Here is a 12,683-nt window from a genome sequence, read left to right as displayed (position 1 = left end):
TGCTCCCGGAAGATAGAAGAATAGGGTGTTTATCAAACACCCTAAAGCAACAATAACAAGAATAGTTGAACATGTCATATTATAACGGGTATAACCCCATATACTTATGCTTCAATCATCCGACTCCGCTTTAAGTTGTCCATCAGCAGTCACTGTAACTTTTGAAACTTCTTCGTAGGATGTAGATGAGCTTATATCTGTGTCTATGCCATATCCAGCTATCTCAATTGTTGTGGTACTACCGCTACTGCTTACAGTTACTAATACTATACCCTCGTCTGCACCACCGGTTGTTGCTATTGCATTTGATCCACCAAAAGGATTTTTGAGTTCATTGCCACTCACGCTCTTAAATTGATTTATTATTAAATTTTCAACTTCAGTCTTAGTCTTTTCTGTTTTTATCCATCTGTCTATGTTGGCTACAACATAAGCCTCGACAGATTTTACATTTGTTGTAACGCCAGAATACTTTGCCGAATCCTTCACTCCGCTCATCTTCGGCACCAACACTACTGCCAAAATCCCGATTACTGCGATAACAATCATAAGTTCAATCAGTGTAAACCCGCCGTCTTTTCTCCGTTTAAACATTTGCCTCTCCCCCACTAATTTATTTTTTTAGCAAAGTCCTTAAGTCCAGCCTGTATGTATCCCCACTATGAACATGACGCTATAATATAAGTTCAGGACTTTAGGCCTATCACATCAATACTACATTTGTACTTATTCTAAGTCAATAGGCCAAAAAAGAGGATCGAGGTGAAAATTCAGTTTTTAAAAACAACCTCAAAGGGCATTCCTTCCAAAGCCTTTTTCAGATCCGGCCAGGTGTACTTCGTCGTCTGAATCAGAACCTCCCCGGCATGACGGTCCGTAGTGGTAACGACACCCAGGTGCCCAAGACCTTCCACATATTTCACCAGCATCTGTATCTCTGATCGGGGCACCTGGGCCTTGATAAGCACATCGGAATCAGCATAAGGTATTTCTCTATTCATCTTTAGTTTTCCTTTCCCAAACATATTACCAATTTGTTAATCTTGCCTAGTTTGTGAGGTCAATCATTTCTTATCCTTCTTCGCTCTTCTCAAGATAGCAAAAGGGGGCAAAGGCCGGGGCAGTTCCAGCTTAAGGATCTCCTTGGCATGACGGGCAACGTCCACTTCTTCCCCTTCTACCGTGTGAATGCCTTTGACCTCAAAGGTCCAAGGTTCTTCATGAGGTGAGAATACTTCAATAAGCTCCCCTTTTTGGAAATGATAGCGTTGTTCCACCCAATATCCTTGACTGAATTCATCTTTGACTAAAGTCGGAATTTGGGGATGTTCCCGATTATCTGCAGCTAAGCCAAAGGCGACAAATTCATAATCCCGTATATAGTTGGAGCTCTCAATATTATGGGATTCTGCTCCAGGCTTGCCAAAGAGGAATCCCGGTGAATAATCCCGATGACTGACCTTGTCCATTTCTTCCAGCCAGCCAGGGAGTTTGGCTTTAAAGTCCTCTTCCCCCTGTTCCCAAAGGGTATCGATGGCTTCCCGATAAACCTTCACGGTGCTGGAGACATAATGGATGCTCTTCATACGCCCTTCAATCTTATAGCTGTCAATACCCAGTGGCTTCAGCATGGGCAGATAAGGAAGCAAACAGAGATCATGGGAATTAAAGATATAAGTGCCCCGCTCATCTTCCTCTACGGGAAATACCTGACCGGGGCGTTTCTCTTCCACTAGGCCATAGCCCCAACGGCAGGGCTGGGTGCATTCCCCCCGGTTAGCATCTCTTCCGGTGAGATAATTGGAGAGCAGACATCTTCCGGAATAGGACATGCACATGGCTCCATGAATGAACATTTCCAGCTCCCCGGGTACCTTCTCCCGTACTGCTCGGATCTCTGCCAAGGTCAGCTCCCGGGCCAGAACAATCCGCTCCAATCCCTGCTTCAGCCAAAAGTTTATGCTGTAAGAATTAGTGCTGTTCATCTGGGTACTGAGGTGCAGAGGAAGTTTAGGGGCCGCTTCTTGAGCCAAGGCGATGATGCCGGGGTCTGAGACAATGGCTCCATCGGCACCTAAGGACTCCAATTGTTTCAAATACGCAGCCATTTCTTCAAAATCCTGCTCATGGGCAAAGATGTTTACTGTCACATAGAGCTTGCGGCCGGCATGGTGGGTATACTGAATAGCCTCAGCCATCTGCTCCATGGTAAAATTCCCCGCATAAGCTCGCAGCCCGAAGGCAGGCCCTCCCATATAGACCGCATCTGCCCCATAGGCGATGGCGAATTTCAACTTTTCATAATCCCCTGCCGGCGCAAGGAGCTCAGGTTTCCGGGATTGGTTTTGCTCTAACATAACGGTTCTTTCAACCTCTCTGTATTCAATTATAGCTTAGCCGTGTAAAAAAATGATGTGGTAAAGGTTATCGTTTTCTCAACTTCCCTGTTCATTGCCTTTACTTGGCCGTTGCTACACTCCTATTTTTCTAGTTCCTATACTTAATTCATATACTTGGCCTGATTCTGCAAATGCTCCTGATGGGTTTTCGCATAAATCGTCTCACCACTTGGAGTAGCTAAGAAGTATAGGTAATCGGAATCCGTGCTGTTGAGCACTGCATCCAGAGAGGCATGCCCAGGACTGGCAATGGGGCTGGGCGGCAATCCCGGATACTTATAGGTGTTATAAGGGGACTCCACTTGGATATCTTCTAAAGAGAGAATATATTTCTGAGTTCCCAGTACATATTGAATGGTGGCACAGGACTGGAGGGCCATGTCGATCTTGAGGCGATTAAGGAAAATTCCGGCGATAATCGGACGGTCCGCATCCTTGCCCGCTTCCTTTTCTACGATGGAAGCGAGATTCACCCACTCCCGCAGCGTAAGATTCATTTCTGCTAATTTAGTCATCACTTCCGGGGTTATTTCCTGTTCAAAGCGTTTAAGCATTCGATTGATGTTTTCCTTAGGACCGGCCTCCGGAGCAAAGAAGTAGGTATCAGGAAAAAGAAAACCATCCAGCCGGTTCGGTCCCGCAGGGATATCGGCAAGAAAAGAATAACTGAAAGGCTCGCTTTCAATAACCCTCTGATAATCCTCTTTGCTTCCCAAGTCATTCTTTACAAATAGATCAATAATCTGGGCTGTCGTATATCCCTCGGGAATGGTGACCTTTACAGTATGCACGTCAGGTCCCTCAAGAATCTTATTAATCATTTCCTGGGGGGGCATTTGGGCGGAAAGCTGGTACTCTCCCGCCAGCAGCTTGGAATCCACATTTTGCTGACTGGCCAAAAAGCGAAAGGCCAGGGCATTGCGGATAAGCCCCTGATGTTCCAGTTCCTGAGCAACTTGAGAGGCATTCATTCCCGGAGTTATCATAAACTGCACTTCTGCAGCATTGCTTCCTTCCTCAGCGTAGGGTTGGCTCGCCCAGTTCCACCAAGCTGCGATTCCTGCTCCTGCAAGAACTGCCATAATAAATAAAGTACTGAGCAGACCTTTTAACCAGCGTCTTCCCATTCTCTCACTCTCTCTTTCGCATCCTGTATTTATCACTGGATTAACCTTCAGTGGGGGGCGAATCCCCCACTGAAGGACGTTCCGTTCAATGAACCCTTAAAAACTGCACCGCTTCCGGCAATCCTCCACCAACCTGCCGCTTTAATCAGCACCTATTTTAAGAATTCTATTGGTGGGGGCATAGCTATCACGGCTCAAAAGCTGTTTTGTCTCTTTGCCTTGGGCATCGGTGACAATCTTCCAGGTCTTCACGATATATCCCTTACTCCCACTCTGTTGTTGAATCACCGCACCGGGAAGCAAGTCTGGATCCATCTTGCGCACGGTATGATAATTCAGTTCTTTCTCGATTTCCTTCTCAAAGCGAACCTTCACCCCTGTTTTTTTGCCATAAATCTTAATCGTAAGATTTCCTGCTTCTACTTTGGTACGGAAATAAAGATAGGATGAACTATCATTGCGCAATTTCAAATCAAGATTGGGATAGTTGATCGTAGCATCCTGACCCAGAGGAATATAAGCCACCACCACCGCATGAGGATGCCGTTCCACTATGGACAGATTCGCCAGCAACGCAGCATTATATAAGGTAGAGGATACCTGGCAGATTCCTCCCCCGATTCCCTTGACATACTCATTGTTGATGACGATATAGGCATCCTTAAAACCCGTCTCCGCTGTCCGCGGTCCAATAGTTCCATTAAAAGAAAACGTTTCCCCGGGTTTTAAAACGGCTTTATCCATTTTCTTCGCCGCCGTTATCAGATTAGCGGTGCGGTTTTTATCACCGGCATTGTATTTGGTGGTATATTCACCGATGACACCGTCAAAAGCTAACGCTTCCAGGGACTCTGTCGTGACAGCAGCCGGAATCTCTACCCCTGTCAGGGAAATTCTCTTGGGCAAATCACCCAAAGATACTTCCTTAATCTTATCAAAAAAAGCATCCACATTCACGGCTTCCCCGGAAATGGCCGGGGTAATCTTAAATTGATCATTCTCAATCTTAAAAGAGGCATCCACCGCAGAACGATTAAACTCTGCAAGTTTCTCGTGAAGAACCTGATTGGCCATGACATAATCGATAGCTAAAACGCTTGGGCTTTCTTGAGCGGTGTTCTCTGAGAGATTCTGCCAAGTTCTTTCAAAATCGAGAGTAATACCAAGCTCTTCCGGGGTCAACTGAATCTCTGTCTCATTGTACACTAAGAAGAGGTTTTCTTCCAGTTTGTCCTTTGACCAACTCCTAATCTTCTCCTTGGCTTCTTCCTGCGTCATCCCCCCTAATGCCAAGTCGTCCAAAAATGTGCCTGGAGGAAGCTGGTCTGGATCACTGGAAACGGCTTCTGGGGTAAGATTCAATAAGCGAGCTCCATTCATAGTACAGCCTGTAAGGGCCAGCAACGCCAGTATTAAAAAATAGGAGCAGTACTTCCACCTTAAGCTCATCATCTTTCCCCCTTAGCACTGAACATTTATTTTTTGCTTTTCTATAGGGTCTGCAATTTGCTTAAAAAATATTGAGCAAAAATAAAAAAGCAGCCGATTCGATATTCACCGAACCCGACTGCTTTAAACAGCTGGTTTTTATTCTTCTTCCATGCTTTCCCAAGCATCTGCGACTTTTTCCCACTCTTCATCATCTTCGATATCCAGGAGCATTTCATTGCCTTCAGCATCTTTGCCAAGTTTGAGGATGATCGCTTCATCAGCTTCTTCGTCTTCTTCAGCACTGATAGGCATTAAAACAAAATATGTAGACCCTTCAACTTCCAACGTATCAAGATGGAGAAATTCATGATCGTTTCCTTCATCATCAGTCAGAATAATTGTGTCAAATTCTTCAACGTCATGCTCGTGGTCGCAGTTCGGACCATGTGTATGTTCAGTCATTTGATTCACCTCTTATTAAAGATATAGTCATTGTACTCCCCGGGGGGAGGAATGTCAAATACATCTGGGTATTTCTAATTTCTCATCTATTCCTTATTCTGCCCATTTTTTTGCCTTATATAATCCAGGTACCCCTGTAAAATAAAGACGGCTGCCATCTTATCGATCACTTGCTTGCGTTTGGCCCGTGATACATCTGCTTCCAGCAAAGAGCGCTGGGCCCCCATGGTGCTTAAGCGCTCATCCCATAGAGTGACCGGCAACCCAAATTCCTCTTTAAGAATCTGGGCAAATTCCTCGGTGGCCTGGGCACGAGGCCCCAGCGTACCATTCATATTTTTCGGATAACCCAAGACAATGTGGTCTACCTCATAGTCCTGAAGCATGGTCTTTAGCTCCTCATGCTCTTTTGGGGAGCGGCGGATGGTCTTTACCCCCTGGGCGGTAAGGAGCATAGCATCACTCACTGCCACCCCGATGGTCCGTTCGCCAAAGTCCAGACCCATAATTCTCATTTAATCACCCCCGCTTCAGACAATTTTCTACTCAGACGATTTTCAGGCAAAAATGCGGACAGACTCTTCCGCAATACCCACAAAGGACACACTGACCGGCTTCCACTACGGCTTGCACCATCCCGCCCCCGACCACTTCTTCCAGAGATAAAGCGCTTTGGGGGCAGGCTTCACAACAGCGGCCACAGCCTTGACACCAATCCGCTATATAGAGCTTCCGTTCCCTATAAGTAACGGATTGTCTTAATTCTTCAGATATCTCCTGACCGGCGAGATATTTCAGATTAAAATCCACTTCCTCGACACTGGACATACCTAAGGCCATAGCTTGAATCCAAGGGATGCTGCGGATAAAATCCAGGGCTTCCTGGGGATGAGCCGCCAAATGCCCTCCGCCAAAGATTTTCATGGCATAAATTCCGATCCCCAGCTCAGAGGCAAACCGAATGGCTGCCAGCATTTCCTCTAAAGTACCGTCGATGATGCCTAAGCCTTGATGATTGATGATAGGATGGATCACATCGATGTCCGGGAGGAGGGCACCGGCCTTCACCGCATCCACAGCATGAGTGGAGATGCCGATATACTTCACCCTTCCATCCCCTTTGGCTTTCCGCAACTCTTCCCATGCCCCCTGATGTCCTTTGAGGGTTAAAGCGCTCTCTTGTTCATGAAGAAGAAAGAAGTCGATGACATCCCGATTGAGTTCCCTTCTTGCTTTTTCAATACTTGCGGACATCTCTTGTGCTGTGACCGAGTAGGACTTGCTTACCAGCTTAACTTCCGGGTGATGCTGAAGGGCCTGGGCAATCTGGGAATAATTATCATATATTTCGGCGGTATCGATCCAATCAATTCCCTGCTCTAAAGCATAGCGAAGAACTTTCACTCCCTCCGCCAGGGATACACGCCCTTGCAGGGGAGAAATAGCTAAGCTGCCAAAACATACTTCAGATACCGAGGGACCATGCCAGCCCAACGAGACTTGCCTCATCATCGCTTCCCTTTCTCACACAGAAACCCTCACCTTGAAGTGAGGGTTTCCTAAAAATTACTTCTCTTGCAAATACGAACGAACAAGCTCTTCCAGAAGCTCATACCGCTCCAGCTTCCGTATAAGGGATCGCGCTTGATTGTGACTGGTGATATAGACCGGATCGCCCGACATTAAATATCCTACCAGCTGATTGATCGGGTCGTATCCCTTCTCTTCCAGAGCCACATACACTTGCTGCAAAATTTCCTGGGGTGAAACATCCCCCCCCTGAGATTTAAACATCATAGTGTGTTCTAAACGGTCCATTAGCGTTCCCCCTTTGCTTCACTTTCAGAAAGTATAACGACCTTGCATACTTTCCTCCAGCATAAGTGCAACCAACGACTTCGCCTTTCTGGATGTGTGAATAAAAGGTACGGCGAAGTCGGGTTTTCTTTACCACGTATCAGAAACCATTGTTTTTATTTCTCTTTGGAGAAGTCATTTTCCTTTATTTCAGGATCAAAAACTTACATTTTATTTTATATGGCTTTTTATAATCCCAGGGACCTGATCGAGAGCTTCCCCTAATTTAGCGGCATCTTTTCCCCCTGCTTGGGCCATATCAGGGCGGCCGCCACCGCCACCGCCGGTGATTTTGGCCACTTCCTTAATAATCTGCCCCGCATGAAGCCCCCTTAAACCTACCGGTGTGACAACGGTTACCCAGTTGACCTTTCCTTCCACAGCGGCCCCCAGAACGAGGACACCGTCCTTCATTTTATCCTTTAAAAGGTCCGCTGTATTGCGGAGTGTATCCATATCCTGAGCGGAGACTTTAGCCGCCAGAACAGGTACCCCTTCGACATCCTTGACCTGTTGCAGGAGAGATTCCACTTCTGATTTGGCCACTTTGGCATTAAGCTGCTGAACTTCCTTCTCCAGATCCTTGACCTGGACTAAGAGTCCTTGGATGCGCTTGAGCAAATCCGAGGGCTGGGCTTTGAGAAGTTGAGCCGCGTCGAGAATCTGGTCATTGAGGGAACGCATATATTTAAGAGCCTCCGCTCCTGCCACGGCCTCAATCCGCCTTAAGCCTGCTCCAATCCCACCTTCAGAGATGATCTTGACCAGGCCGATATCTCCGGTAGCACGAATATGGGTTCCTCCGCAAAGCTCCAGAGAGTAATCTCCCATGGATACAACGCGAACGGTATCCCCGTATTTTTCTCCGAAAAGGGCAGTGGCCCCGCTGGCCTTCGCCGCATCCAAGCTCATTTCTTCAGCCGCAACAGGCATATTGGCCAGTACCGCCTCGTTCAAAAGATCCTCTACCCGCTGCAACTCAGCGGAGGTCAAGGCGGAGAAATGGGTGAAGTCAAAGCGGAGACGATCCGGCGTGACCAAGGAACCTGCCTGCTGAACATGCTCTCCTAATACAGCACGGAGAGCCGATTGGAGAAGGTGAGTGGCACTGTGATGACGGGCTGTAGCCAGCCGCAGGTGTTCATCCACCAAAGCCTCCACTTCATCTCCGGTATGCAAGACCCCCTGAGTGAGCAGGAAGCGATGATAGACGGTTCCTGTAACACCCTTCTTCACTTCGATAAGCTTTGCCTCAGCCCTTAGGCTGCGAATCAGGCCACTGTCGGAGATTTGTCCTCCGCTTTCGGCATAGAAAGGAGATTCCGTCAGGAAGATCAGGACTTCGTCTCCTTCGGCAGCATCCTTAACCTCTTCTCCATCCCGGAATAGTGCTTCCACCTTAGTGTGAGCAGCCAGTTCATGATAACCCAGGAAAGGCGTCGCCCCCAAGGCCTTGGCTTTTTCCGAGATAGCGGCACTTTCCTGAACTGCTTTCATCTGCTGGGACTGCTCTTTAGCCAGACGGCGATGCTCTTCAGCCGCAGCATTAAAGGTTTCCATATCCACACTCATCCCTTGTTCGATGAGCATCTCTTCTGTCAATTCCACCGGGAAGCCATAGGTTTCATAGAGATAGAAGGCATCTGCCCCACTGAGCATGGTTTCTCCGGCTTCCTGAAGGGTTTTGACTTTGTCCTGGAGAATTTGCGTTCCTTGCTCTAAAGTGGCCTGGAAGTTCTTTTCCTCTAAGCGCAGATGATTGAGGATGAAGTTTTCATTTTCTTTAAGCTCAGGGTAATGATGGCTGTAGTCCTTCTGAATGATCAGGAAGATCTGCTCCAGGAAGGGCTTGTCGATACCCAGGAGGCGGGCGTAACGAATAGCCCGGCGCAGAATCCGGCGCAGTACATACCCGCGACCTTCACTGCCCGGACGGATGCCATCGGAGAGCATGAAGGATACAGCCCGGGTATGGTCGGCAACCACCTTCATGGCAACATCATTTTTCGGGCTGTCATGGTAAGGGATTCCGGAAAGTTCGGATACTTTATTGATGATCGGCAGGAATAAATCCGTATCAAAATTGGAAGCCGCGCCTTGCATGACAGAAGCGATCCGCTCCAGACCCATCCCAGTATCGATATTTTGCTTGGGCAGCGGGGTAAGCAGGCCGGCCTCATCCCGGTTATACTGCATAAAGACGAGATTCCAGATCTCCAGGAAGCGATCGCAATCGCAGCCTAAAGCACAGTCTGGTTTACCGCAGCCCCGGCTTTCGCCTAAATCCACATAGATTTCCGAGCAATAGCCGCATGGTCCCACTGGACCGGCTGCCCATAAATTTTCCGGGTCGTATTTAATACGCTCCGGAGACACGCCCGTCTTTTCGATCCAGAGGTTCTTGGCTTCTTCGTCTTCCGGATGAACCGTTATCCACAGCTGATCAATGGGCAACTTCAAGACCTCGGTCACAAACTCCCAAGCCCAGGGAATGGCTTCAGCTTTGAAATAGTCACCGAAGGAGAAGTTCCCCAGCATTTCGAAAAAAGTATGATGGCGGGCTGTTTTACCCACTACCTCTAAGTCCGGTGTACGAACGCACTTCTGAGAAGTGGTAGCCCGGGGAAAAGGCGGCTCCACTTTGCGCATAAAATAGGGTTTAAAAGGAACCATCCCGGCTACAGTAAGAAGCAAGGTAGGGTCATCCTTGGGAATCAAGGATGCACTTGGTAAGATTCTATGTCCTTTGGATGCAAAGAAGTTTAAAAACATGTCTCTGAGCTGGTTGCCTGTATACATTTTATTTCCTCCCTATGCAATTTGGTTTAAAAATAGATAAACCCGCCCCCTGAATCAGGGACGGGTTAAATTACCGTGGTACCACCCTGCTTACTCATCCGGAGGCCAGAGCCCTCTCTTGAGAATGAGTCGCTTAGCGACAGTTTACTGTCATCGCATTTAACGCATGCCTCGTCAAGGTTTTCCTCGCCCTCGGGAATAGCCTTCATACAGAATCCCTTAGCTTCCTTTCACCCCTGAAAGCCTCTCTATAAAGGAATTAGGTATTACTCGTTCCGTCATCAGTTTACATCTTACAAATTAATCTAAAGTATAGCGGAGGACCCGGGTTCTTGTCAACTTTCTCATTTCATCTCCGGCGATACCAGCCAGAAGTAGATATGCCGGATGATCACCCGCAGCACTGCGGCAAAGGGCACCGAAAACAGCATCCCCCAAAAGCCGGCGATTTCTCCTCCCGCCAGGAGGGCAAAGATAATCCACAAAGGATGCAGTCCTACACTGTCTCCCATGAGCTTCGGTGAGATAACACTGCTTTCAAGCTGTTGTACGATCAGGATAACTACGGCAACTTTTAAGGCCATTATGGGGGATTCAATCAGCCCTAGAAGCACCGAGGGAACAGCGCCGATTAAAGGGCCAAAATAAGGAATCAGATCAAAGACCCCGCAGATCACCCCGATCAGCAAGGCGTAATCCATGCCTACCAGCTTCACTCCCACACCGCTGAGAATCCCGACGATCAAAGCCACGATCACATTGCCCCGGATAAAGCTGCGGACAATATGGCTGATATCCTGAACCACTCTCTGCCAGGCTACCCGCTTGCGCTGAGGGACTAACCTTAAAAACCCTGCCTGGAGACGTTGCCAATCAGCCAATAGGTAGATAGCTATGACCGGAGAAAGGATAAAAAGGCTCATGGAAGTCAAGGCCTTAGGCAGATTATCCAGAAATTCTTCCAGCCAATGGATCAGGAAGGACTCGCCTTCACTTAAATGTTCGTCCAGGACACTGACCACCTGATGGGGAAGCCCTGTAGCTCTGAAGTTGGCCCGAAAATCCTGAATGACCAATTCCAGGGTCCGGACGGTCTCCGGCAGCACCTGGGACAGTTTGGACAGTTCTATATAAAGCTTAGGGATAACGATGAAGATGAGCAGAGCGAGGCTCAGGAGAATTCCGACAAACACCAAAGCAATGGATATTTTCCGCCCCACTCCCCGTCTCACCAAAGCTTCTACGACAGGGGCCAATAAATAAGCCAGCACAAAAGCCAGCATAAACGGACTTAAGATAGGGCGCACAGAAAGAATCAGGAGCAAACTTAATAAAACAATAATGATGAGAAAAATCCAGCGCCATTTTTCTTTCTTCATAGTCTCCTCCAAGCCTCTTTTGAACTTGTCTTCCCCCATTCCAAGAGGTTTTATACCTACGCAAAGACATCGTTTTTTGTTTCAACTGTATTTGTTTTACATATTTTTACTTCAAGTGTCCGGAAATTTAACTCAAATTCGTAATCGATTCCGAATTTGGGATGATCCGACTGTACAAGAAGAGCGTAAGCCCGGCATGCCATCCGTGCTTACGCTCTTATCCTTCCCTGAAACACTTTAATGAGTTTCTTGCATTTGACACTTTGGAGAGAGACTAGAATTTCATCATCTTCATACCCTTACGCATCATAGACGCAGCTTTATTCTTTGGACGCATCATATAACCAACGGTCATACCTAGGATACTGCCTGCTACGATTCCTCCAATAACTTGTCCTGACCTCAAGGTATATCCCTCCTTATTTTCTTTTACTCCAGTGCAGCCTCACTGAGTTCTTCACCGATTGCCGGGTCATTCCACGCAACTAAGGAACCGTCTTCAGCCAAATCGTAGATGACGACTTTGTCCATAGCGCTGGTGAATTCCACGCAGCAATCCCAGCAATAAAACTGACCCACTCCGACTTTACCGATAGCACGACCACTACATACTGGACAATTCATGATAGTGAACCCCCTTCATTTCCCTGGTCCCAGGGGGATACCTGGTCTTCAACGATTAAGACATCTTTCCCATCTACCATTACGTCCGCTTGCAGAATCGCGCCGCGGCCATCTAAAAGATCGGAAAAAAGGCCGTCCGAAACCTCGAAACCCACAATGTTCTCAGCTGAATCATCAAGAAAGACATCCTCAATCGTGCCCTTTGCTTCCCCGCCTTGGGTAAAAACTTGATTGCCAACTTTTTGTGACCATTTAACCCCTTGAAGTCTTTGAACCACATGGTCTCTTACAGTTAAGGCGTCTTTACCAACAGCAGCTACAACTTCCCGCGGCAAGCCCTTTTCGGAGTGAAAAATGTGTGCGCTTTCCAAGAGAATACCGCTAATCTTCCTGCTGCTTTCATCGAAAACCACATCTTTTACCCAACCAACCTGGTTTCCATTTTTTAAACACAATACAGGTAAACCAACGATTTCCCGTGTTCGTCGCATTTTTTCCCTCCCTTTCAAAAAACTTTATGGTTCTATGCTACTTTGCCCAATTTTAATAATGTTCATTCACAAATTTTTGTGAACATGAATCGAGAGAATACGGCGTTCTTTATC

At 47.4% G+C, this 12,683-nt stretch carries 13 protein-coding genes; all 13 read right to left on the bottom strand.

The window, feature by feature from the left end; genetic code table 11:
• Nucleotides 1–111 precede the first annotated feature (111 nt).
• Nucleotides 112–594 carry a type II secretion system protein gene (locus DESLBE_RS25125; protein WP_144678484.1) on the bottom strand — a complete coding sequence of 161 codons (483 nt, stop codon included), beginning with the start codon at nt 592–594 and terminating at the stop codon, nt 112–114.
• Nucleotides 595–770: 176 nt separating this feature from the next.
• Nucleotides 771–1,001, bottom strand: coding sequence for a DUF4911 domain-containing protein (locus DESLBE_RS25120; protein ID WP_144678483.1), 231 nt, complete (start codon nt 999–1,001; stop codon nt 771–773).
• Nucleotides 1,002–1,064: 63 nt separating this feature from the next.
• On the bottom strand, nt 1,065–2,357 hold the full coding sequence (locus DESLBE_RS25115; RefSeq protein ID WP_144678482.1) for a U32 family peptidase: 1,293 nt from the start codon (nt 2,355–2,357) through the stop codon (nt 1,065–1,067).
• Between the two features lie 143 nt (nt 2,358–2,500).
• Nucleotides 2,501–3,526, bottom strand: coding sequence for an endolytic transglycosylase MltG (gene mltG, locus DESLBE_RS25110; protein WP_015944665.1), 1,026 nt, complete (start codon nt 3,524–3,526; stop codon nt 2,501–2,503).
• 141 nt (nt 3,527–3,667) lie between these two features.
• Nucleotides 3,668–4,975 carry a VanW family protein gene (locus tag DESLBE_RS25105; protein ID WP_144678719.1) on the bottom strand — a complete coding sequence of 436 codons (1,308 nt, stop codon included), beginning with the start codon at nt 4,973–4,975 and terminating at the stop codon, nt 3,668–3,670.
• 138 nt (nt 4,976–5,113) lie between these two features.
• Complete coding sequence (locus DESLBE_RS25100) at nt 5,114–5,419, bottom strand: DUF1292 domain-containing protein (RefSeq protein WP_005810865.1); 306 nt, start codon at nt 5,417–5,419, stop codon at nt 5,114–5,116.
• An 86-nt stretch (nt 5,420–5,505) separates the two neighbouring features.
• Nucleotides 5,506–5,934, bottom strand: a complete 429-nt coding sequence (ruvX, locus tag DESLBE_RS25095; protein WP_018306736.1) for a Holliday junction resolvase RuvX — start codon at nt 5,932–5,934, stop codon at nt 5,506–5,508.
• Nucleotides 5,935–5,965: 31 nt separating this feature from the next.
• Complete coding sequence (locus tag DESLBE_RS25090; protein ID WP_011460320.1) at nt 5,966–6,931, bottom strand: aldo/keto reductase; 966 nt, start codon at nt 6,929–6,931, stop codon at nt 5,966–5,968.
• Between the two features lie 54 nt (nt 6,932–6,985).
• Nucleotides 6,986–7,237 carry an IreB family regulatory phosphoprotein gene (locus DESLBE_RS25085; RefSeq protein ID WP_011460321.1) on the bottom strand — a complete coding sequence of 84 codons (252 nt, stop codon included), beginning with the start codon at nt 7,235–7,237 and terminating at the stop codon, nt 6,986–6,988.
• Between the two features lie 210 nt (nt 7,238–7,447).
• Nucleotides 7,448–10,075 (bottom strand): alanine--tRNA ligase, encoded by a 2,628-nt coding sequence (gene alaS / locus DESLBE_RS25080; protein ID WP_144678481.1) that lies wholly within the window; start codon nt 10,073–10,075, stop codon nt 7,448–7,450.
• 344 nt (nt 10,076–10,419) lie between these two features.
• Nucleotides 10,420–11,454, bottom strand: coding sequence for an AI-2E family transporter (locus DESLBE_RS25075; RefSeq protein WP_144678480.1), 1,035 nt, complete (start codon nt 11,452–11,454; stop codon nt 10,420–10,422).
• A gap of 429 nt (nt 11,455–11,883) precedes the next feature.
• A complete protein-coding gene (locus tag DESLBE_RS25070; RefSeq protein ID WP_005810836.1) occupies nt 11,884–12,078 on the bottom strand; it encodes a hypothetical protein in 195 nt (64 codons plus the stop codon).
• The gene (locus tag DESLBE_RS25065; protein ID WP_015944676.1) at nt 12,075–12,569 is read right to left on the bottom strand and encodes a PRC-barrel domain-containing protein; all 495 of its coding nucleotides are present in this window, start codon (nt 12,567–12,569) and stop codon (nt 12,075–12,077) included. The genes DESLBE_RS25070 and DESLBE_RS25065 overlap by 4 nt, the downstream gene beginning before the upstream one ends.
• Nucleotides 12,570–12,683: the final 114 nt, after the last annotated feature.

The organism is Desulfitobacterium sp. LBE, assembly GCF_007830365.1.
GTDB classification, from domain to species: Bacteria; Bacillota; Desulfitobacteriia; order Desulfitobacteriales; family Desulfitobacteriaceae; genus Desulfitobacterium; species Desulfitobacterium hafniense.
This window is presented reverse-complemented; position numbering and strand designations above follow the sequence as displayed.

Excerpts from the sequence above, each read along its gene's own strand:
- DESLBE_RS25125 (WP_144678484.1), bottom strand. The coding sequence starts at position 594 with ATGTTTAAACGGAGAAAAGACGGCGGGTTTACACTGATTGAACTTATG.
- DESLBE_RS25120 (WP_144678483.1), bottom strand. The coding sequence starts at position 1,001 with ATGAATAGAGAAATACCTTATGCTGATTCCGATGTGCTTATCAAGGCC.
- DESLBE_RS25115 (WP_144678482.1), bottom strand. The coding sequence starts at position 2,357 with ATGTTAGAGCAAAACCAATCCCGGAAACCTGAGCTCCTTGCGCCGGCA.
- mltG (WP_015944665.1), bottom strand. The coding sequence starts at position 3,526 with ATGGGAAGACGCTGGTTAAAAGGTCTGCTCAGTACTTTATTTATTATG.
- DESLBE_RS25105 (WP_144678719.1), bottom strand. The coding sequence starts at position 4,975 with ATGAGCTTAAGGTGGAAGTACTGCTCCTATTTTTTAATACTGGCGTTG.
- DESLBE_RS25100 (WP_005810865.1), bottom strand. The coding sequence starts at position 5,419 with ATGACTGAACATACACATGGTCCGAACTGCGACCACGAGCATGACGTT.
- ruvX (WP_018306736.1), bottom strand. The coding sequence starts at position 5,934 with ATGAGAATTATGGGTCTGGACTTTGGCGAACGGACCATCGGGGTGGCA.
- DESLBE_RS25090 (WP_011460320.1), bottom strand. The coding sequence starts at position 6,931 with ATGATGAGGCAAGTCTCGTTGGGCTGGCATGGTCCCTCGGTATCTGAA.
- DESLBE_RS25085 (WP_011460321.1), bottom strand. The coding sequence starts at position 7,237 with ATGGACCGTTTAGAACACACTATGATGTTTAAATCTCAGGGGGGGGAT.
- alaS (WP_144678481.1), bottom strand. The coding sequence starts at position 10,075 with ATGTATACAGGCAACCAGCTCAGAGACATGTTTTTAAACTTCTTTGCA.
- DESLBE_RS25075 (WP_144678480.1), bottom strand. The coding sequence starts at position 11,454 with ATGAAGAAAGAAAAATGGCGCTGGATTTTTCTCATCATTATTGTTTTA.
- DESLBE_RS25070 (WP_005810836.1), bottom strand. The coding sequence starts at position 12,078 with ATGAATTGTCCAGTATGTAGTGGTCGTGCTATCGGTAAAGTCGGAGTG.
- DESLBE_RS25065 (WP_015944676.1), bottom strand. The coding sequence starts at position 12,569 with ATGCGACGAACACGGGAAATCGTTGGTTTACCTGTATTGTGTTTAAAA.